Raw genomic sequence first — 20065 nt, 5'->3', positions numbered from 1 at the left:
GGCGCAGAACTTGCGCTCAGCGCGGAGCGATGCGGCGCATCAGCGCCGCGGCCGCGCGCACGGCCAGCGCGCGGTCGTAGGTCAGGCAGAAGTCGAACCGGCGCTCCATGTCGGCGCCGTCGTCGCCCAGGTCGCGCCCGACGAACGCCGCCGCGAAGTGCGGCGTGACCACGACCACGTTCCACTCGCCGCGCAGCGGCTCGGCGCTGTCGAGGTCCGCCCCGCGCACACCGGGCACCGGCTCGGGGCTGAGGCCGACACCGAGCGCGCCGACGAAGGCGGCCGACTGGGCCAGGCGCCGGTAGCGGCTGCGGCTGGCGTCGGTCAGGTGGCGCGCCTCCTGGAAGGTCGACAGCACGACCGCGGCCTCGCCGTGGGCCATCGCCTGGGCCTCCAGGTGCTTGGAGATGGCCAGCAGCAGCCGCTTGGGACCGCGGCGCGTCTCGCGGGCGCCGGCGACGATCGAGAAGGGCGTCTCATCCGCCGCGGGGAGCGGCAGGGGCGCCCGGGTGGGCAGCGGGTGCGCCGGGACGGGCACGGGATCGGGCAGCGCCTCCGGGCGGCCGAACAGCCACCCCTGGCCGTGCGTGGCGCCCAGCGCGCGGGCGATGCGCAGGTGCTCCTCGGTCTCGATCCCCTCGGCCAGGACGATCGCGCCGGAGCGCTCGGCCTCGGCGTTGACCGCGTGCACGATCGCCGCGATCTCCGCCGTCGGGTTGCTCTGCACGAGGCGCAGGTCGAGCTTGATCACGTCGGGTGCGACGAAGGGCATGAAGGCCAGCGAGCGCCGGTCGGTGCCGACGTCGTCCAGCGCGATCGCGATGCCCTGGTCGCGCAGCGCGGCGACCGCCGCGATCACGTCGGCGGGGCGGTCGACCAGCGCGCGCTCGGTCAGCTCGATGACGAGCGCGTGGCCGTCGTCGACCGGGCCGTCGACCGGGCCGTCGAGCGTGGTCAGCGAGCTGGGTTCGACGTTGACGAACAGCCGCAGCGGCGCGCGCACGCCGCCGGCGATGCCCTGGGCGATGGCCGCGCGCCGACAGGCGGCGTCGAGCTCGGCCGTGCGGCCGGTGCGCGCCGCGACCGCGAACAGCCGATCGGGGAACTGCAAGGGCGAGCCCTCGGGGCCGCGGGCCAACGCCTCGTAGGCCGCGACCGAGCGGTCCTCGAGATCGACGATCGGCTGGAAGCGCGGCACGATCAGCCCGCCGGCCAGGATCCGATCGAGCTCGGCGGCGTCGGCGGCGTCGGCCTCGAGGTCGGGCGCCACGGGATCGACGGCGGCGGCCGGCGCGAAGGAGGGGGACTCGGTGCCGTGCAGGCGGAAGGTGGCGCCGCCGGCCGCCTTGGCCGCGTACATCGCGCTGTCGGCGTGCTGGAGCAGCGTGCGCGCGTCGTTGGCGTCGCCGGGGAAGGCGCTGATGCCGATCGACGCGGTCACGTGGACCGTCTCACCGGCCAGCAGGAAGCCACCACGCAGCGCATCGGCCAGGCGCGCGGCCACCTCCGCCCCGCGGATGGCGGCGCCGCTGGCCACCTCGCCGAGCACGAGCAGGAACTCGTCGCCGCCCTGGCGGGCCAGCAGGTCGGTCGGGCGCACGACGGACGAGAGGCGTTCGGTGGCCTGGCGCAGGAGCTCGTCGCCGGCGGCGTGACCGAACCGGTCGTTGACCTGCTTGAAGCCGTCCAGATCGAGGAACAGCAGGGCCAGCTCACTGCCGGAGGCGTGGGCGCGGGAGAGCAGCTCGGCCAGGCGATCCTGCAGCCGCGCGCGGTTGGCCAGGCCGGTGAGCGTGTCGTGGTAGGCCAGGAAGCGCACTTGCTCCTCGGCCAGCCGACGCTCGGTGACGTCGGTCTGCACGCCGATGACGTGGGTCACGCGATCGGCGTTGCGGACCGGCGAGAGCGTGATCTCGTTCCAGAACGGCCGGCCGTCGGCGCGGTAGTTGAGCAGCGTGACGGTCGTCGGGCGTGCCTCGCGCAGCGCCGTCGCGAGCTCCGCGATCGCCGCCGGATCGGTTCCCGGGCCCTGCAGGACGCGGCAGTTGCGCCCGACCACCGCGTCGGCGCCGTAGCCGGTGATGCGCTCGAAGCCCGCGTTGACGTAGCGGATCGGGTAGTCGGCGTCGGCGTCGCAGATCACGATGCCGTTGGTGGCGGCAGCCAGCGCCGCCTCGTGCAGAACCAGGTCGCCGAGTACGTCCATCTCTGGTGGTTCATCGGCGTCTCACCTGCCCGGCTTGAGAAACGACTGCGGCTTCCGGGGTAGGAGAAGCACATGAGCGCTTCCACGTCCGAGGCCGGCGCCCTGGTCACGCTCGCGGCCGACGGCTTCACCGCCACCACCAGCCGCATCGAGGAGATCCACCGGGCGATCGCCGACCGCTCGTTCCGCTCGCCCGGCTCCGCGCCCGCGCGCGCCGTGCACGACACGGTCGCCGGGGCGGTCTACGCGGGCGTGCGCGGCGCTGGACGCCTGGCCGGTCAGGCCGCCGCGGCCACGCTGCCCGATCGTCGCCTCAGCGCGACGCCCCGCGGGGCCGCGGTGCAGGCCGCGCTGAACGGGTGGCTGGGTGACAAGCTGGCCACCGAGGACAGCGCGCTGGCCATCGAGCTGGCCGTGCGCGTCGACGGCCGCGACCTGCCGCTGGACCCCGCGACGATCGCCGACGCCTACCCGGACGCCTCAGCGCGGATCGTCGTCTTCACCCACGGCCTGGGCGAGAGCGAGGACGCCTGGCGGCTGCGCGCGGCGGCCCGGGGCGGCACCTACGCCACGCGCCTGCGCGACGAGCTCGGCACCAGCGCCGTGTTCGTGCGGGCCAACACCGGCCTGCACATCTCCGACAACGGCCGCCGCCTGGCCGACCTCCTCGAGCAGCTGGTCGCCGCCTGGCCGGTGCCCGTGCAGCGCATCGACCTGGTCGGCCACTCGATGGGCGGCTTGATCGGCCGCTCGGCCTGTCACGTGGGCGCCGGCCGCGGCGACGCGTGGATCACGCCGCTGGGCGTCACGGTCACGCTGGGCACGCCGCACCACGGCGCCCCGCTGGAGCAGGCGACCAACGTCGCCGGCTGGCTGTTGCGCCGGGTCCCCGAGTCGACGCCGCTGGCCACCGTGCTCGAGTCGCGCAGCGCGGGCATCAAGGACCTGCGCTTCGGCGCGATCCTCGACGAGGACTGGGACGGCGCCGATCCCGACGCGCTGCTGGACGATCGCCGGGTGGACGTCCCGCTGCACGACGGCGCCCGCCACTTCGCCGTGGCCGCGACGCTGACCGAGAGCGACCGCCATCCGGTGGCCCGCGTGCTCGGCGACGCGCTCGTGCTCAAGCCCAGCGCCCACGGCCTGGGCCGGGGCGGGCGCACCACCGGCTACGCCGACGACGCGGTCCAGCACATCGGCGGCATCGACCACCTGGCGCTGCTCAACGACGCGCGCGTCGAGGCGCTGCTGCTGCGCTGGCTGGCCTGAGTCAGGCGGCGACGCGGATCGCGTTGCCGGCCGGATCGGCGAGCGTGCGCTGCTCGCCGCCCACCGCGGTGAAGTGGCGCAAGCCGACGACGCCCGCGGCCGGGACGCCGGGGATGCCCACGCCGCGCCACGTGTTCAGGCCGACGTGGTGGTGGTAGCCGTCCCAGGACAAAAACGCGGCCTGGTCGCCGTACATCGTCATCACGTCGAGCCCGAGCTCGCGGGTGTAGAAGTCGACGGCGGCGCCGAGGTCGTTGACGTGCAGGTGGACGTGGCCGACGGTCATCCCGGGCGCCGCGTGCCGGCGCGGCGGGTCCTGGGCGACGGTGTCGTAGAGCGCCTGCAGGTCGAGCGCGCGGGTGAACATGCCGACCTTCTCGCCCGGGTGCTCCGGGGGCGGCCACTGATCGCGCGGCCGGTCGCGGTACAGCTCGAGCCCGTTGCCGTCGGGATCGGACAGGTAGATCGCCTCGCTGACGCCGTGATCGGACGCGCCCTCGATCGGCGTGCGGGTGACGGCCAGGCGCTGTAGCGCGCGGGCCAGCTCGTCGCGGCTGGGGTACAGCAGCGCCACGTGGTAGAGCCCGGCGTGGCGGCCGGCGGGCGCGGCGCCCGGCTCGCCCGCGAGCACGAGCAGCGGCTCGCCGCCGCCGGTCCCCAGCGCGGCCTCGTGGTCGGTCAGGTCGTGGACCTGCAGCCCGATGGCGTCCTGGTAGAAGGCGACGGACCGGTCGAGGTCGGAGACGATGAGATGAACGGGTCCGAGGTGCATGCTCCGATTGTAGTTGCATGTGCAACGTCTCCGCCAGATCACTAGGTTGAGGCGCTCGATGCGGCCACGGACGGCGCTCACGCTGCTGATCGCCATCCTCACGCTGGCCAGCGCGCTCCCCGCAGTCGCCTCGGCCGACGCGCCCCAGGTGCTGGCCGGCAACGCGCTGCGCATCCATGCGTCGGGCACCGACCACTGGGACGTGTGGGCGTGCGGCGACGTCGACGACGACGTGCGCGCCGCCGATGCCGTCGACGTCCTCGACGCCAAGGTCGTGCCGTTCTACACGTGGCTGTCCGACGGCCGCTACCGCCAGGACTTCCGCGCCCGCGGGCGCCTGGAGGCCGACAAGGCCGGGGAGTGCGCCGACGAGGCCGGGCGCCGCAGCGCGGGCAGCGAGGGAGCTGTCGTTCTGCAGACGGAGCACATCTCGGCCGGCGGCGACGAGTGCGTCGCCGACCAGACCAGCCTGACCCCCTGCGCCGGGCAGCCGACCGTACTCCCGGGCAACAAGCGCATCGCCTACCTCCGCCCCAAGCTGCTGCTGGGCGACGACCCGCACATCTCGACCGTCGTGCATGAGCTCGGCCACGCGCTCAACTGGCCCCACTCCTTCACCGGCCGTCTGTACGTGATCTACGACGAACAGCGCGCCGGCGTGGAGTACGACGACCCGTTCGACGTGATGGGCTACGAGCGCCTGTGGGGCACCGGCGACTGGACCAAGCCCGAGGACGGCACGTTCATCCCCAAGGCGACCCAGGTGTTCAACCGCATCGCCGCCGGCTGGGTGCCGGCCGACGCGATCGCCATCGACGACGGAACCTCCAAGGCCTACTCGGTCGGTCCGATCGGCGCCAACGGGCTGCAGGCGGTGATCGTCCCGACCGCGGACCCGCGTGCGTTCCTGACGCTCGAGGCGCGCGTGCGCAGCCGCTTCGACCCGGTGCCGGGCGAGGGCATCGTCGTCCACGCGATCGACCAGCGCCCGGCGGCCTGCGATCTCGACGCCGACGTGGCCGGCTGCTGGGGCGAGTTCGTGCGCGAGTCCACCGCCCCCAACCAGCCCGACAGCCTGGCCAGCCTGGTCAGCGTCGGCGAGGACGTCGACGTCGCGGGCGTCACCGTCTCCGTGACCGCCCGCACCGGCGATCGCTTCACCGTCAAGGTCGACGGCGGGCGCGCGTCGTTCGCGCTCAAGCCCGTGGCCTGCCTGTACGCGCCGCTGGTGTGCGACGGCGGCGGCCAGGCTCCGCTGTCCAAGAGCGGCTAACGGGTGGCGGCGACCAGCGGCGGGAAGGACACGCCGGTGAGCCGCTCCGACAGGTCCCACAGCCGGCCACCGAGCTCGGCGTCCTGGGAGAGCGGCGTGCTCGAGGCCGGGCCCGGATGGCCGCGCATCTCGCGGAAGCCGTCGGGCCCGATGTAGGCCGCCGGTCCGACGTCGGCGGTGGCCGCGTACTCGGTCGGCCAGGCGCCCTGCTCGTCGGACTGGGCCAGCAGCTTGTTGCCGACCACGGCCAGCGCCTCGAAGAACCGGCTGGCGGTGCCGCTCTGCAGGTTGGTGCTGGCGTAGCCGGGGTGCGCCGCGACCGCGAGCACGGGCGAGCCGGCCTCGGTCAGCCGCCGCTGCAGCTCGCGCGTGAACAGCAGGTTGGCCAGCTTGGACTGCCCGTAGGCCCGCCAGGGGCTGTAGGAGCGCGACTCCCAGTTGAGGTCGTCGAGGTCGATCTTGCCGACGCGGTGCGCGTCGGAGGCGACGGTCACCACCCGGCCGGTGACGTGCTCCAGCAGGAGGTTGGTCAGCGCGAAGTGGCCGAGGTGGTTGGTGCCGATCTGCATCTCGAAGCCCTCCTTCGTGCGCCGCTCCGGGATGGCCATCACGCCCGCGTTGTTGATCAGCAGGTCGAGGTCACCGGTCCAGGCGTCGGCGAAGGCGCGTACGGAGGACAGGTCGGCCAGGTCCAGCAGCCGCACCTCCGACTCGCCGGAGATGGTCGCGGCGGCGCGCTCACCGCGGGCCAGGTCGCGCACCGCGAGCACCACGCGGGCGCCGTGGGCGGCCAGTTGGCGGGCCGCGGTCAGGCCGATGCCGCTGTTGGCGCCGGTGACGACGACGGTGCGGCCGTCCAGCCTGGGCATCTGCTCGGGGGTCCACTTCTGACTGGGCATGGCGCCAGTGTAGACACTGCCAACAAAGCTGTCAATGACAACAATGCTGTCGCCGTCCACATACGCCGTTAGGCTGTGCACCGCCGATGTCCGTCGCCCCGTCCCGCCCTTACCACCACGGCAACCTGCGCGCCGAGCTGCTCGACGCGGCCCAACAGGCGCTCGAGGCGGGCGGCGTCACGGCGCTGTCGCTGCGCGGGCTGGCGCGTGAGCTGGGCGTCAGCCACGCCGCTCCCGGCCGCCACTTCGCCGACAAGCAGGCCCTGCTCGACGCGCTGGCGCTGACCGGCTACGAGCAGCTCGGCGCCGCGCTGGAGGCCGCCCGGTCCGACGCGCCGGCGGCCTTCGACGAGCAGCTGCTGGCCCTCGCGCAGGCCTACGTCGCCTTCGCCACCGAGCATCCGGCCCTGCTGGACCTGATGTTCACCGCCAAGCAGGCCAGCCGCGACACCGAGCTGGGCGAGCAGCTGCGCACGGTGGCCGACGCCGCGCTCAGCGCCCCGCTCGAGCTGATCGCCGCCGGCCAGGCCGCCGGCGAGATCGTGCCCGGCGACGTCATGCGCACGGCGGTCTCCACGTGGGCCACGATCCACGGGATCGCGTCGATGGCCAGCACGGGGATGCTGCACGACTTCCCGCTGGACGAGCTGGTGGACGAGGCGGTTCGCCGGACCATCCTCGGGCTGCGACCCCGCTGAGCCAGCGTCGCGCGACGGCACGTACGCGGCGCGCGTGCAGTCACCCGACCGATGCCACGGCCCCGGCGGCCCGCGAAGGTGGACAACGTCAAGGCCGCTCCTCTCCGAAAGGACCCCGTCATGCCCGCCGACCGCCTCACGCCCGACACGATCGTCCTCGTGCACGGCTTCTGGATGACTCCTCGCAGCTGGGAGCACTGGGTGGCCCACTACGAGGCCAAGGGCTACAAGGTCATCGCCCCGGCCTATCCCGGCTTCGAGGTCGAGGTCGAGGCGCTCAACGCCGACCCGACGCCGATCGCCGAGGTCACGCTCCCCGGGATCGTCGCGCACTTCGAGGACTGCATCCGCGAGCTGGACAGCAACCCGATCATCATCGGCCACTCGGCCGGCGGCGCCATCACCCAGATCCTGCTCGACCACGGCTTCGGCGCGGCCGGCGTGGCCATCAACTCGGCGCCGACCGAGGGCGTGCTCGTGGCGCCGTGGTCGCAGCTGCACTCGACCTTCCCGGTGCTGAAGAACCCGGCCAACCGCCACCGCGCCGTCGGCTTCACGCACGAGCAGTTCCAGTACGCGTTCACCAACGGCGTCGACGAGGACGTCTCGCTTGCCGCATACGAGCGCTACGCGATCCCCGCCAACGGCGGCATCCTGTTCGACAGCGTGACCGCGAACGTCAAGCCCGGCCACCAGGCCACCTGGGTCGACTACCACAACGCCGACCGCGCACCGCTGCTGTTCATCTCCGGCGACCGCGATCACATCATGCCCCCGAGCGTGCAGAAGTCCAACCTCAAGCGCTACAAGGCGCCGGGCACGATCACCGAGCGCATCGAGTTCGAGGGGCCGCACTTCATGGTCGGCCTGGACGGCTGGGACGCGATCGCCGACGCCGCCCTGGACTGGGCCGTCGAGCACGCCGGGCAGCCGGTGGCCGCGGCGTGAGCCAGGCGCGCCTGACCCACATCGGCGGTCCCACGGCACTGATCGAGGTGGGCGGCTGGCGCCTGCTGACCGACCCGACGTTCGACGCCCCCGGCCAGAAGTACAACTTCGGCTGGGGGACGTCGTCGGTCAAGCTGGCCGGGCCGGCGATCGCCGCGCAGGACCTGCTGCCGATCGACGCCGTGCTGCTGACGCACGACCACCACGGCGACAACCTCGATCCCGCCGGTCGCGCGCTGCTGCCGTCGGCCGACGTGGTCATCACCACCATGGCCGGCGCCGGACGGCTGGGCGGCACGACCCGGGGCCTGGCCGACTGGCAGACCACGCGCCTGGAGGCGCCGGGCCGCCCGACGCTGGAGATCACCGCCACGCCGTGCCGGCACGGACCGCCCGGCAGCCGCCCGATCGTGGGGCAGGTGATCGGCTTCGCGCTGCGCTGGGAGGGCCAGACCGACGGCGTGCTGTGGATCTCGGGCGACACCGTGCTGTACGACGGGGTGCGCTCGGTGGCCGACCGGTTCGACATCGACACCGCGGTCCTGCACCTCGGCGGCGTGCAGTTCCCGGTCACCGGGCCACTGCACTACACGCTGACCGCGGAGGGCGCGATCGAGCTGATCGGGCTGATCAAGCCCCGCCAGGCGGTCCCGATCCACTACGAGGGCTGGAAGCACTTCCGCCAGGGCCGCGCCGACGTCGAGCAGGCGCTGGCCGGCGCGCCCGCCGACGTGCGCGATCGGGTGCGCTGGATCCCCATCGGCGAGCCCGTCGAGCTCGGCGCGCAGCTCGATGCCTGACCGCCGCGTCACCCCGTCGGTCCTGCTCGTGCACGGCGCGTTCGCCGACACGTCGCTGTGGACGGGGGTGATCGCGGCGCTGCGCCGGCGGACGATCGACGCCGTCGCCGTCGCCAACCCGCTCAGCGGCCTGCGCCGCGACGCCGCCTACGTCGCGTCGCTGGCCGCGGCGATCGACGGGCCGGTGCTGCTGGCCGGCCAGGGCTACGCGGGCGCGGTGATCGGCGTGACGGCCGCCGCCTGCGCGAACGTGATCGCGCTGGTCTACGTGGCCGCGTTCGTGCCCGACGAGGGCGAGAGCTGCATCGACCTGATCGGCCGCTCGCCCGACCCGCGGCCGATCGAGGCGCTGCAACCGGCGATCGTCCAGCGCGACGACGGGCCGACCACGGTCGAAGCGGCGATCCGGCGCGACGCGTTCCACGAGATCGTGGCCGGCGACCTGCCCACCGACGACGCGGCGGTCGCCGCCGCCAGCCAGCGTCCGGTGGTGGCCGGCGCGTTGGAGGAGCCCGCGCCGGCCGCGCCGGGCTGGCGGACGCGGCCCAGCTGGTACGTCGTGGCCGGCGCCGACCGGCTGATCCCCCCGGACATCCAGCGCTTCATGGCCCAACGAGCGGGCGCCCGGATCGTCGAGCTGGACGGGTCGCACGCCATCGCCCGCGTGCGCCCGGACGAGATCGCGGAGGTGATCGCCGATGCCGCCCGGGGCAACGGCGGCTGAGCCGCGCGCCCTGCTGGACCAGCCGCGTGCGCGACGGGCCCGGATCGGTCATCGTTTCGCCGGCATGGAGGCCGCGCCCACCACGGCGGCGCTGTTCGGCCGCGACGACGAGCTCGCCCACCTGGCGCGGCTGCTGGACGACGCCGCCACGGGCACGGCGATGCTCGTGCTCCGGGGGCCGCGCGGCTGCGGGATCAGCGCGCTGATCGACGTGGCCACCGTCCAGGCCGCCGAGCGCGAGATGCTCGTCCTGCGCGTCGCCGGTGTCGAGGCCGAGCGCGCGTTCGCCTATGCCGGCCTGCAGCAGCTGCTGCGCCCCATGCGCCGGGCGATCGAGGCGCTGCCCGCGCCCCAACGCGCTGCGCTGCACGCCGCCTTCGGCCTGAGCGACGCGCCCACCGACCGCTTCCGGGTGGCGATGGCCACGCTGGCGCTCGTGTCGCTGGCCACCCGCGCCGGAGCGGTCCTGGTCTGCGTCGACGAGGCCCAGTGGCTGGACGACGACACGGTCGCGGTGCTCGGGCTGTTGGCGCGCCGGCTGTCGCACGAGCCGGTCGCGCTGCTCGTCGGGACCCACGGCGTCGATCCGCTGGCCGAGGTCGACGCCGACGCCCGCACGCTGGGGCCGCTGCCGGAGCCCTGCGCCGCCGCGCTCGTCGATGCGCGCGCCCCCGACCTGCCGGGCTTCGTGCGCGAGCGCGTCCTGCAGGAGGCGGCGGGCAACCCGCTGGCGCTGTCGGAGCTGCCGCTGGCCATGGCGAACGCCGACGACGGCGCGCTGCTGGCGTCGTGGGCGCCGCTGACGCAGCGGCTGGCCGAGGCCTTCGCGGGCGGGCTGGATGACCTGCCCGCCGACGCGCGCCTGCTGCTGCTCGTGGCCGCGCTGGACGACGGCGCCCGCATCGCGCCCGTGCTGGACACCGCCTCGGCGCTGGCCGACCGTCCGCTGACCGCCGCTGCCCTGACGCCCGCGGTGGACGCCGGGCTCGTCGTGCTCGACGGGCCGCAGCTGAGCTTCGTCCACCCGCTCAGCCGCGCGGCGATCCGCCGCTCGGCCACACCGGCCCAGCGCCAGGCGGCACACGCCGCCTTCGCCGCCACGGTCGCCGCCGAGGAGCCCGACCGCGCGACCTGGCATCGCGTGGTCGGCGCCGCCGGGGTCGACGAGGGCCTGGCCGATGCGCTCGAGGCGGCGGGGCTGCGGGCCCGCGATCGCGGCGACTTCGCGCGGGCCACGGCCGCCCTGCGCCGAGCCGCCCGACTGACGCCCAGCGGCCCGATCCGCGACGGCCGCCTGGTTGCCGCGGCCGAGCTGGCCTACGAGCTCGGCGGCGTCGCCCTCAGCGACCGGTTGCTGGACGGCGTGGCCGCCGACGGGCTCGATCCCGTGGCCCGCGGGCGGCTGACCGCGCTGCGTCAGCGCACCGGCGCGCCGCGCGGTGAGCAGCGTCGATCCCAGACGCTGGCCGGCCTGGCCCGCGAGGCGGCGGCCGGCGGGGACCGGGCGCTGGCGCTGCGGCTGCTGTGGCACGCGGCGGGCGAGCTGGAGGCGCTCGGCCGCGGCGGGCACGATGCGGCCGTCGTCCTCGCCGCGGCGACCGAGATCGCGGACGACCCGCTCGATCCGACGCGGCTGTCCATCCTCGCCGCGCTCGACGCGCGCGGGCACGAGGAGGAGATCCTCGCCGGCCTGAGCGCGCACGCGCCCGACGCGCTGCCCCCGGACACGCAGCTGCTGCTCGGCCACGCGGCGATCGTCACCGGCGACCCGCATCGCGCCGTCGACCTGCTGGCCCGCGCCGTCGACGGGCTGCGCGCCCAGGGGCGCCTGACGACGCTCGGGCCGGCGCTGGCGCTGTCGGCCTGGGCCCGTGTGAGCCTGTCGGACTGGGACCGGGCCGAGCGGGAGGCCGCGGAGGCCGATCGCCTCAGCGTCCAGGTCCGCCAGCCGATGTGGAGCGCGGTCGCGCGCAGCGCACTGGGGCTCGTCTGCGCACTGCGGGGCGACGAGGCCGCCGCGGCGGAGCACGCCGCCGCCGCTGAGCGGGTGGCGGTGCCCGCGCGGGCCGCGGCCGTGCTGGCGCTGGTCCAGCAGGCCCGCGGCATGCTCGCGCTCAGCGCCGGGCGTCCGGCCGAGGCCTTCGGTCACCTGCAGCGCCCGTTCGATCCCACCGATCCGGCCTACGAACGCCTGCGCGCCGCGAGCCTGATCGGGGACCTGGCCGAAGCGGCGACGACCGACCAGGAGCGCGCGCTCGTGGCGCGGCTGCTGGACGAGCTGCCGCCCTCCCAAGCACCGGCCCTGCGCATCGCGGTCGCCCACGCGCGGCTCGTGCTGGCCGACGACGCCGACGCCGACGCCGCCTACGCGCGGGCCTGCGCCCGGGCCGCCGGAGAACGCTGGCCGCTGCAGGACGCGCGCATGCTGCTCGTCCACGGCATGCGCCTGCGCCGCGCGCGGCGCGTGTCGGACTCGCGCGAGCCGCTGCGCCAGGCGCGGGCGATCTTCGCGGCGCTGGGCGCCACCCCGTGGGCCGAGCGGGCGGCGCGCGAGCTGGCGGCGACGGCCGAAACGACGCACCGCGGGCCGCAGGACGCCGACCGCCTGACGCCCCAGGAGCTGCAGATCGCCCAGATGGCCGCGCGGGGCCTGAGCAACCGGGAGATCGCCGCGACCCTGTCGCTCTCGCCGCGGACCGTCGGCGCCCACCTGTCGCACATCTACGGCAAGCTCGGGATCGGCTCGCGCGGGGCAATCGCCCAGGCGCTGGAGGGCTAGGGCGCCAGGACCGACCGCAGCTCGGCTCGGGAGGCGATCCCGAGCTTGGGGAAGATGCGGTACAGGTGCGAGCCGATCGTGCGGTGCGACAGGTACAGCGTCGCCCCGATCTCGCGGTTGCTCAGCCCGGCAGCCGCCATCTGGGCGATCTGCAGCTCCTGCGGGGAGAGCAGCTCGGCCGCGTCGACCGGCGCGCTGCGGACCGTCTCGCCGGCGGCGCGCAGCTCCTGGCGGGCGCGCTCCGCGGGCGGCCCCATGCCCAGCGCCGCGAACGTGTCGCGGGCGGCGCGCAGGACGGCCCGCGCCTCCGTCGACCGGCGCTGGCGGCGCAGGCGCACGCCGTGGGCGAGCTGGACGCGAGCCCGCAGCGCGGGCAGCGCGGCGCAGGCGACCAGCGCGGCATCGGCCGGCGCGTCGACGTCGTCGGGTGCGCCCAGCAGGCGCGCGTAGGCCAGCGACCCCTCGAGGTGGACGCTGCGCCCGGGCGCGTCGGCGAAGCGGGCGATCAGGACGTCCAGCTGCTCGGGCGCGCCGGCCAGCACCGCCGCCTCGGCGGCGTCGGCCACGCACCAGCGCGCGACGAAGTCGGTGTGCCAGGGCTGGCCGGCGTCCAGCACCAACCGGAAGTGCTCCAGGGCCTCGGCCGGCCGGCCGCCGGCCAGGTGCGCCACGCCGCGGGTCGTGTGCACCAGCGAGCGCATCCCCTCGGCGGCGCCGGGCGGCAGCAGGCGCTCGGCCTCGTCGGCCAGCGCCAGGCCCTCGTCCGGCGCGCCGCGCAGGGCGACCAGCGCGCCCGCCGCAGCGGTGGCGGACATCGCCCACAGCGGCTGGTCGGTCTCGCGGCCGACCTCGCGGGCGTCGTCGGCCGCCGCCTGCGCCGCGCTCCACCCGCCCGCGAACACGCCGGCCCACGCGCGCCCGACCAGCGCGGGCGCCAGCAGCCCGTACCGACCGCGGGTGCGCAGCCGCTCGACCGCGCGCTCGGCGATCAGCGCGCCGCGCTCGAAGGCGCCGACGATGCTGCCCGAGACGGCGGCGAAGCGCAGCAGCTCGGTCGGCACCGCGTCGGGCTCCAGCCGCTCCAGCCGCTCGGCCACCTCCGCACCACACGCCGCCGGGGCGACGAGCGACAGGACGATCGTCTCGACCAGCTCGGCCGGCGGCGGCAGCGCCCGCGCGGCCGCCACGATCCGGGCGCGGATCGTGTCCGGCACCGCCGACCACCAGCAGCGGAAGGCGACGGTCAGCAGCGCCTGGGACGCGCGCACGACGTCGCCACCGGCCTGCAGCTCCTCCACGCGCGCGAGGTGCGCGGTGAACCACTCGGGCTCGGGCGCCGTCCGCCGGGCGGTCTCCTGCAGCCAGCCCCGGCGCGCCACGTCGGCCCCGGTCACGCTCAGCGGCCCGGCGTCGGCCAGCAGCCGCTGCACGAGATCGTCGCGTCCGATCTCCAGCGCCAGCTCGGCGGCGTCGAGCAGGCGGGCGCCCCGCACCGGCTCGTCGGCGGTGAGCTGCGCGGCGCGGCCGAGCGTCTGGGCGGCGGTGACGACCGAGCCGCGGCGCCCGGCGGCGATCCCGACCGCGGCGAGCTCGTCGGCCAGCGCGTCGTCGGTCCCGCCGGCGGCCGCGACGCGGTGCCAGATCGCCCGGCCCGGGTCGGCGGCGAGCACGTCGGCCAGCGCGGCATGCGCCGCCTGCCGGGCGCCCGCGGTGCCGCCCTGCCCGATGGCCGAGCGCATCAGCGGGTGCGCGAAGCGGACGCTGAGCTCGTCGACCTCCACGAGGCCGGCGGTCACGGCCGGCGTGAACGTGTCCAGCGTCAGCGGCTCGCCGGCGATCGAGCCCGCGGCCAGCAGGATCTCGGCCACGTCGGCCTGGTTGGTCAGCGCGGCGACGCGGAGCGTCGTGCGCGTCGCGGGCGGGAGGTCGGCGACGCGAGCGGTGAACGTTCGCTCCAGGCGCGTGGTCAGCGGCAGCCAGGTCGGCAGCTGCGGCTCGCCGGCGCTGATCCGGGCCGCCTCTGCGCGCAGCTCGACCAGGCCGAGCGGGTTGCCCTCGGCCTGCTCGAGGATGCGCTTGCGCGCCGGCGCGGCCAGGTCGGGGTCCAGCGCGCGCAGCAGCGCGTCGGCGTCGTCGGCGCGCAGCGGCCCGAGGCGCCAGGTGGTCAGGCCGGCACCGCGGATGCTGCGCGGGATCCCGTCGCGCGAGGTGATCAGCACGGCGATCGGATCGGCCTCGATCCGACGGGCCACGAAGGCCAGCACCTCGCTGGTCGGGTCGTCGAGCCAGTGCGCGTCCTCGGCCACGACGACGAGCGGCGCGCGCTCCGCGGCGTCGCCCAGCAGGCCGAGCACGGCCAGCCCGGTCCGGTAGGGATCGGCGCGCGTGTCCGCCTCGGCGCCCAGCGCGGCCATCAGCGCGGTGCGCTGCGGCGCGGGCAGCGCGTCGGCGTCGTCCATCACCGGCCACAGCAGCTGGTGCAGGCAGGCGTACGGCAGCTCGGCCTCCGACGGAACGCCGGTCGTGGTCAGCACGGTGGCCCCGGCGGCGCGCGCCCGGGCCACCGCCGCGGCGGCGATCGCCGACTTGCCGATGCCCGGGTCGCCGTGCAGCAGGAGCGCGTCGCCCTGCTCGCGTCCGCGCGTCAACAGGCCGTCGACCAGCGCGAGCTCGTGCGCTCGTCCGATCAGCGTCGTTCCATCGACCTGCCGCGCCACCTGGCAGCGGACCCTACGTGAGCCCGCGACCGTGCGACAGTGGGGGCGTGCGCGTGGGAATCCTCGGACCGCTGCAGGTGCAGAACGGCGACCGGGCCGTCGAGGTCGGCGGCGCGCGACTGCGGGCGCTGCTGGCCCGGCTGGCGCTCGACGCCGGGCGCCCGGTGCGCGCCGACGCGCTGGTCGACGCGGTGTGGGACGACGGGCTGCCCGCCGACGCCGCCCACTCGCTGCAGTCGCTGGTGTCCCGGCTGCGCCGGGCGCTGGGCGACAGCGACCTGGTCCCGGGCACCGCGGGTGGCGGCTACCGCCTCGCGCTGGCCCCCGACGCGATCGACGCCACCCGGTTCGAGGCGCTGGCCCGCGACGGCTCGGCGGCGCTGGCGGCCGGTGAGCACGCGCGCGCCGCGCAGCTGCTGCGCGACGCGCTGGCGCTCTGGCGCGGCCCCGCGCTGGACGACATCCCCGCCCACCGCTTCGCCGTCAGCGCGGCCGACGCGCTGGAGGCCCGGCGGCTGGCGGCGCTGGCCGACCGGATCGACGCCGACCTCGCGCTGGGCGACGCCGTGCGGGTGGTCGCCGAGCTGGAAGGCGTGCTGTCCACCCACCCGCTGAACGAGCGCTTCGCCGCCCAGCTGATGACCGCGCTCTACGCGGCGGGTCGCCAGGCCGACGCGCTCACCGTCTACGAGCGGGTCCGCACCGCGCTGGACGACGAGCTCGGCGTGCCGCCCTCCCCCGCGCTGCAAGCGGCCCACCTGTCGGTGCTGCGCGGCGACGTCGCCCCCGTCCAGCCACCGGTGCAGGCCCCGCCGCAGCAGCGCAGCAACCTGACCGCGCCGCTGACCAGCTTCGTCGGGCGCGAGGCCGAGATCGGCCGCATCGACGACCTGCTCACGGGCAGCCGGTTGGTCACGCTGGTCGGCCCCGGCGGCGCGGGCAAGACGCGCCTGGCCCGGGAGGCCACGGGCCGCTGGGTCGACCGCGTGCCCGACGGCGTGTGGATCGTCGAGCTCGCGCCGGTGACCGAGGCGATCGAGATCGTCCCCACGATCCTGGCCGCGCTGGGGCTGCGCGACTCCGCGCTCGTCGACCGGCCCAGCCACCGCCGCCCGGTCGACGGCGTCGAGCGCCTGCTGGACGTGCTGCGCGACCGCGAGGCGATCGTCGTGCTGGACAACTGCGAGCACCTGATCGCGCCCGCCGCGGAGGCGGTCGAGACGCTGCTGGGCGCCTGTCCGCGCATGCGCGTCGTGGCCACCAGCCGCGAGCCGCTGGCGATCACCGGCGAGAGCCTGTGCCCGGTCCCGCCGCTGGACCTGCCCGAGACGGGCGCCACCCCCGCCGAGGCGCTGACCCACCCCGCCGTGCGCCTGTTCGCCGACCGGGCCGCCGCCGTGCGGCCGGGCTTCGTCGTCGACGCCGCCACTGCCCCCGCGGTGATCGAGATCTGCCGCCGCCTGGACGGCCTGCCGCTGGCCATCGAGCTGGCCGCCGCCCGGCTGCGCTCGATGCCGCTGGAGGAGATCGCCCGCCGCCTGGACGACCGCTTCCGCCTGCTCACCGGCGGCAGCCGCACCGCGTTGCCGCGTCATCGCACGCTGCGCGCCGTGGTCGACTGGAGCTGGGAGCTCCTGGACGAGCCCGAGCGCAGGCTGGCCCGGCGGCTGGCCGTGTTCGCCGGCGCGACCGCCGACAGCGCCGTGGCCATCTGCGGCCGCGACGGGATCGACCCGGCCGACGTGCCCGACGGGCTGGCCGCGCTGGTCGACCGCTCGCTCCTGCAGGTGGTGCCCGGGACCGAGCCGCCGCGGTACCGCATGCTGGAGACGATCCGGGAGTACGGCCTCGAGCAGCTCGCCCTCGCCGCGGAGGTCGAGCCGGTCCGCACCGCCCACGCGCGCTGGTTCACCGACCTGGCGGTGACGGGCGAGCCGCACCTGCGCGGCCGCGAGCAGCTCGCCTGGTACCGGCGCCTGGACGCCGACCGCGACAACGTGCTGGCCGGGCTGCGCTGGCTGGGCGACACCGGCGACGCCGCCGGCGCGCTGCGCTGCACGGTCGCGCTGCTGTGGTTCTGGCTGCTGTCGGGCAGCCGCGAGGAGTCACGCTCCTGGCTGACCTTCGCCCTGTCGGTGCCCGGCGAGGCCGACCCGCTGGACCGGGTCATCGCCGAGGGCGTGCTGGCCGCCTCCGACGGCGAGGACGGCCACCGGGACCCCGACGACCCGGACGTGGCGGCGCAGTTGGGCGCGTACCTGCTGGCGGTCGAGACGCACGACGACGGCACCCGCCCGCTCCTGGCCGTGGCCAAGCCGATCCTGGCCATGTTCGGCCGGGAGGAGGCCAAGAGCGAGCGCTACATGGAGGCCGCGCGCCGCCACCCCGACCCGTGGGTGCGCGCGGCGATCGACCTGTTCGCCGGGGTCAAGTCGGAGAACCTCGGCGAGGCGGAGGAGACGCGCGACCACCTGGCCGGCGCGCTGCGCGGCTTCGAGGCGGTGGGCGACCGCTGGGCGGCGGCGATGGCCCGGACGATCGAGTCGGGGCGGCGCATCGCGATCGGCGACCTGGACGGCGCCGAGGAGGCGATCGACCGCGCGTACGCCGTCATGGACGAGCTGAGCGCGTCCGGCGCGACGTGGGTCCTGGAGATGCGCCGCTCCGACGTCGCGTTGCGCCGCGGCGACCTCGCCGCCGCCCGCGAGGCGGCCCAGCGGGTGATCGAGCGCACGAACGTCGGCGGCGACGACCGCGTGTTCGCCCAGACCCAGCTGGCCTTCGTGGAGATCCTCGCGGGCGACCTCGCGGCCGCCCACCGGGTGCTCCAGGCGCCGCTCGACCGGCTGGCCGAGCGCGACGGCGTGCGCGCGGACCACAGCCACGGCCGGGCGATCCTGGCCGCGGCGCAGGCCACGCTCACGCTGGCCGAGGGCGACGTCGCCGGCGCGGAGCGGATCCTGCCCGACGCGCTCGCGCTCGCGCTGGCCACGACCGACATGCCGGTGGTGGCCACGGTCGGGCTGGCCCTCAGCCGCCTGGCGCTGCTGCGCGCCGACCCGACCGCCGCCGCCGAGGTGCTGGGCGCGGCGGCGGTGCTGCGCGGCGGCGACGACCCGACCCATCCGGCGGTCATCTGGCTGGCCGACCAGCTGCGCGGGGCGCTGGGCGACGCCGCCTACGCGGGCGCCTACCGGCGCGGCCGGGCGATGACGCGCGAGGAGGCCGTCGCCCGGCTCGAGGCGGTCACCTCAGACGCGCCGGCCGTAGGCGCGTAGGGCCAGCGGCACGAACACGATCAGCAGGGCGGCCATCCAGCCCAGCGACCACAGGACGTCCGTGCCGACGTTGCCGCCGAGCATCAGCCCGCGCATCGCCTCGACCAGGTGCGTGATCGGGTTGACCTTGGTGAAGGTCTCCAGCCAGCCGGGGAGCGTGTCGGTCGGGACGAAGATGCCGCTGGCGAACGACAGCGGCATGAGGATCAGGAACATGATCCCCTGCACCGCGCCGGGCGTGCGCACGAGCATGCCGACGTACACCGCCGACCAGGACAGGCACAGGGCGAACGCGATGGCCAGCAGGCAGGCGGCCACCACCTCGGGCACGTTGGTGGCGGCCCGGAAGCCGAGCACGTAGCCGAACCCGAGCGTCACCACCGTGAGCAGCACGTAGCGGACGATGTCCGACAGCACGGCGCCGACCAGCGGCGCGGCCCGCGCGATCGGCAGGCTGCGGAAGCGGTCGAAGACGCCCTTCTCGATGTCGGAGTTGAGGTTGACGCCGATCGCGATGCCGCCGAAGGCGATCGTCTGGACCAGGATGCCCGGCAGCAGGAACTGCAGGTAGTCGTGCTGCGAGCCGCCGGCGATCGCTCCACCGAAGACGTAGGTGAACAGCGTCAGGAAGATGATCGGCTGCAACGTCACGTCGATCAGCGACTCGGGGTTGCGCACGACGCCGATCAGCGAGCGCTTGGCCAGCACGCTGCTGTGGCGAACCAGGCGCGCGGTCATGCGGCCACCCGCGGCAGCTCGCGGACGTCGCGCCGGGTCAGCTGGAAGAACACGTCGTCCAGGCTGGGCAGGTGCAGGGACAGCTCGGTCACCGCGATGCCGGCGGCGCTCAGGTTGCCGACGGCCGCGGCCAGCGCGGCGTCGCCGTCCACGGGAACGCTGACCGAGCCGGTGTCCGGCCGCTCGGGCGTGGCCTGAGCGATCGCCGCGATGATCCGGGCCGCCTCGTCCAGGCGCGTCGGATCGGCCGGGCGCACGGTCAGCCGCTGGCCCCCGACGACGCGCTTGAGCCCCTCGGGCGTGTCGTGCGCGACGACGGTGCCGCGGTCGATGACCGTGATCTCGTCAGCCAGCGCGTCGGCCTCCTCGAGGTACTGCGTAGTCAGCAGGACGGTCGAGCCGTCGGCCACCAGCTCACGGATGACCCGCCACATCTCCTCGCGCTTGGACGGGTCCAGGCCGGTCGTCGGCTCGTCCAGGAAGATCACCGCGGGCCGGCCGACCAGGCTGGCGGCCAGGTCCAGCCGCCGGCGCATGCCGCCCGAGTAGGTCTTGGCCGGACGGTCCGCGGCCTCCTCCAGGCCGAACCAGGCCAGCAGCTCGCGGGCCCGGGCCTTGGCGTCCCGGCCGCTGAGGTCCAGCAGCTGGCCGATCATCGTCAGGTTCTGCCTGCCGGTCAGCAGCTCGTCGACCGACGCGTACTGGCCGGTCAGGCCGATCGTCTCACGGACCTTGGGCGCCTCGCGGGCCACGTCGTAGCCGCCGACCCGGGCGGTCCCGCCGTCGGCGGCGATCAGCGTGGCCAGGATCCGCACCGCCGTCGTCTTGCCGGCCCCGTTGGGGCCGAGCACACCCAGGACGGTGCCCTGGCGCGCGCGCAGGTCGACGCCGGCCAGGGCCCGCGTCTCCCCATATCGCTTCATGAGGCCCTCGGCCTCGATCACGTACTCCATGTCGGCCTCCA

14 protein-coding genes are annotated in these 20065 nt (G+C 75.6%); 8 read left to right on the top strand and 6 right to left on the bottom strand.

Annotated features, from left to right (window positions below; translation table 11 throughout):
* Positions 1 to 16 precede the first annotated feature (16 nt).
* Positions 17 to 2206, bottom strand: a complete 2190-nt coding sequence (locus ACZ5UI_RS24350; RefSeq protein ID WP_464192002.1) for a diguanylate cyclase domain-containing protein — start codon at positions 2204 to 2206, stop codon at positions 17 to 19.
* Positions 2207 to 2278: 72 nt separating this feature from the next.
* Here ACZ5UI_RS24350 and ACZ5UI_RS24345 point away from each other — a divergent pair, with 72 nt between their 5' ends.
* Positions 2279 to 3475, top strand: a complete 1197-nt coding sequence (locus ACZ5UI_RS24345; protein ID WP_464192000.1) for an esterase/lipase family protein — start codon at positions 2279 to 2281, stop codon at positions 3473 to 3475.
* Between the two features lies 1 nt (position 3476).
* Here ACZ5UI_RS24345 and ACZ5UI_RS24340 read toward each other — a convergent pair whose 3' ends face one another.
* Positions 3477 to 4247 carry a VOC family protein gene (locus ACZ5UI_RS24340; RefSeq protein ID WP_464191998.1) on the bottom strand — a complete coding sequence of 257 codons (771 nt, stop codon included), beginning with the start codon at positions 4245 to 4247 and terminating at the stop codon, positions 3477 to 3479.
* Positions 4248 to 4305: 58 nt separating this feature from the next.
* On the opposite strand from ACZ5UI_RS24340, the gene ACZ5UI_RS24335 reads away from it, so the two are divergent.
* Positions 4306 to 5520 carry a metallopeptidase domain-containing protein gene (locus ACZ5UI_RS24335; RefSeq protein ID WP_464191996.1) on the top strand — a complete coding sequence of 405 codons (1215 nt, stop codon included), beginning with the start codon at positions 4306 to 4308 and terminating at the stop codon, positions 5518 to 5520.
* On the opposite strand, the gene ACZ5UI_RS24330 is transcribed toward ACZ5UI_RS24335, so the two are convergent.
* Entirely contained in the window at positions 5517 to 6419 is a 903-nt protein-coding gene (locus ACZ5UI_RS24330) for an oxidoreductase (RefSeq protein WP_464191993.1), read from the bottom strand. The two genes, ACZ5UI_RS24335 and ACZ5UI_RS24330, sit on opposite strands and share 4 nt — an antisense overlap.
* Positions 6420 to 6505: 86 nt before the next feature.
* Between ACZ5UI_RS24330 and ACZ5UI_RS24325 the strand changes: the two genes are divergently transcribed.
* The 5 genes from ACZ5UI_RS24325 to ACZ5UI_RS24305 all read left to right on the top strand — a co-directional run bounded on the left by ACZ5UI_RS24325 (position 6506) and on the right by ACZ5UI_RS24305 (position 12368).
* Entirely contained in the window at positions 6506 to 7117 is a 612-nt protein-coding gene (locus ACZ5UI_RS24325) for a TetR/AcrR family transcriptional regulator (RefSeq protein WP_464191991.1), read from the top strand.
* Between the two features lie 120 nt (positions 7118 to 7237).
* The gene (locus ACZ5UI_RS24320) at positions 7238 to 8065 is read left to right on the top strand and encodes an alpha/beta hydrolase (protein WP_464191989.1); all 828 of its coding nucleotides are present in this window, start codon (positions 7238 to 7240) and stop codon (positions 8063 to 8065) included.
* Positions 8062 to 8865 (top strand): MBL fold metallo-hydrolase, encoded by an 804-nt coding sequence (locus tag ACZ5UI_RS24315; RefSeq protein ID WP_464191987.1) that lies wholly within the window; start codon positions 8062 to 8064, stop codon positions 8863 to 8865. The genes ACZ5UI_RS24320 and ACZ5UI_RS24315 overlap by 4 nt, the downstream gene beginning before the upstream one ends.
* A complete protein-coding gene (locus ACZ5UI_RS24310) occupies positions 8858 to 9589 on the top strand; it encodes an alpha/beta hydrolase (protein ID WP_464191985.1) in 732 nt (243 codons plus the stop codon). The genes ACZ5UI_RS24315 and ACZ5UI_RS24310 overlap by 8 nt, the downstream gene beginning before the upstream one ends.
* Before the next feature lie 64 nt (positions 9590 to 9653).
* Positions 9654 to 12368 carry a helix-turn-helix transcriptional regulator gene (locus ACZ5UI_RS24305; RefSeq protein ID WP_464191983.1) on the top strand — a complete coding sequence of 905 codons (2715 nt, stop codon included), beginning with the start codon at positions 9654 to 9656 and terminating at the stop codon, positions 12366 to 12368.
* Here the strand turns inward: ACZ5UI_RS24305 and ACZ5UI_RS24300 are convergent.
* Positions 12365 to 15085 (bottom strand): AAA family ATPase, encoded by a 2721-nt coding sequence (locus tag ACZ5UI_RS24300; RefSeq protein WP_464191981.1) that lies wholly within the window; start codon positions 15083 to 15085, stop codon positions 12365 to 12367. The two genes, ACZ5UI_RS24305 and ACZ5UI_RS24300, sit on opposite strands and share 4 nt — an antisense overlap.
* 47 nt (positions 15086 to 15132) lie before the next feature.
* On the opposite strand from ACZ5UI_RS24300, the gene ACZ5UI_RS24295 reads away from it, so the two are divergent.
* Positions 15133 to 18363, top strand: coding sequence for a BTAD domain-containing putative transcriptional regulator (locus ACZ5UI_RS24295; RefSeq protein ID WP_464191979.1), 3231 nt, complete (start codon positions 15133 to 15135; stop codon positions 18361 to 18363).
* Here the strand turns inward: ACZ5UI_RS24295 and ACZ5UI_RS24290 are convergent.
* Together ACZ5UI_RS24290 and ACZ5UI_RS24285 are read right to left on the bottom strand one after the other, a co-directional pair.
* Positions 18337 to 19101 (bottom strand): ABC transporter permease, encoded by a 765-nt coding sequence (locus tag ACZ5UI_RS24290; RefSeq protein ID WP_464191977.1) that lies wholly within the window; start codon positions 19099 to 19101, stop codon positions 18337 to 18339. The genes ACZ5UI_RS24295 and ACZ5UI_RS24290 overlap by 27 nt on opposite strands.
* Positions 19098 to 20054, bottom strand: coding sequence for an ATP-binding cassette domain-containing protein (locus ACZ5UI_RS24285; protein WP_464197872.1), 957 nt, complete (start codon positions 20052 to 20054; stop codon positions 19098 to 19100). The genes ACZ5UI_RS24290 and ACZ5UI_RS24285 overlap by 4 nt, the downstream gene beginning before the upstream one ends.
* Positions 20055 to 20065 lie beyond the last annotated feature (11 nt).

The sequence above is a fragment of the Conexibacter sp. JCM 18997 genome (genome assembly GCF_055391915.1).
This window is presented reverse-complemented; position numbering and strand designations above follow the sequence as displayed.

Excerpts from the sequence above, each read along its gene's own strand:
- ACZ5UI_RS24350 (WP_464192002.1), bottom strand. The coding sequence starts at position 2,206 with ATGGACGTACTCGGCGACCTGGTTCTGCACGAGGCGGCGCTGGCTGCC.
- ACZ5UI_RS24345 (WP_464192000.1), top strand. The coding sequence starts at position 2,279 with ATGAGCGCTTCCACGTCCGAGGCCGGCGCCCTGGTCACGCTCGCGGCC.
- ACZ5UI_RS24340 (WP_464191998.1), bottom strand. The coding sequence starts at position 4,247 with ATGCACCTCGGACCCGTTCATCTCATCGTCTCCGACCTCGACCGGTCC.
- ACZ5UI_RS24335 (WP_464191996.1), top strand. The coding sequence starts at position 4,306 with ATGCGGCCACGGACGGCGCTCACGCTGCTGATCGCCATCCTCACGCTG.
- ACZ5UI_RS24330 (WP_464191993.1), bottom strand. The coding sequence starts at position 6,419 with ATGCCCAGTCAGAAGTGGACCCCCGAGCAGATGCCCAGGCTGGACGGC.
- ACZ5UI_RS24325 (WP_464191991.1), top strand. The coding sequence starts at position 6,506 with ATGTCCGTCGCCCCGTCCCGCCCTTACCACCACGGCAACCTGCGCGCC.
- ACZ5UI_RS24320 (WP_464191989.1), top strand. The coding sequence starts at position 7,238 with ATGCCCGCCGACCGCCTCACGCCCGACACGATCGTCCTCGTGCACGGC.
- ACZ5UI_RS24310 (WP_464191985.1), top strand. The coding sequence starts at position 8,858 with ATGCCTGACCGCCGCGTCACCCCGTCGGTCCTGCTCGTGCACGGCGCG.
- ACZ5UI_RS24305 (WP_464191983.1), top strand. The coding sequence starts at position 9,654 with ATGGAGGCCGCGCCCACCACGGCGGCGCTGTTCGGCCGCGACGACGAG.
- ACZ5UI_RS24290 (WP_464191977.1), bottom strand. The coding sequence starts at position 19,101 with ATGACCGCGCGCCTGGTTCGCCACAGCAGCGTGCTGGCCAAGCGCTCG.
- ACZ5UI_RS24285 (WP_464197872.1), bottom strand. The coding sequence starts at position 20,054 with ATGGAGTACGTGATCGAGGCCGAGGGCCTCATGAAGCGATATGGGGAG.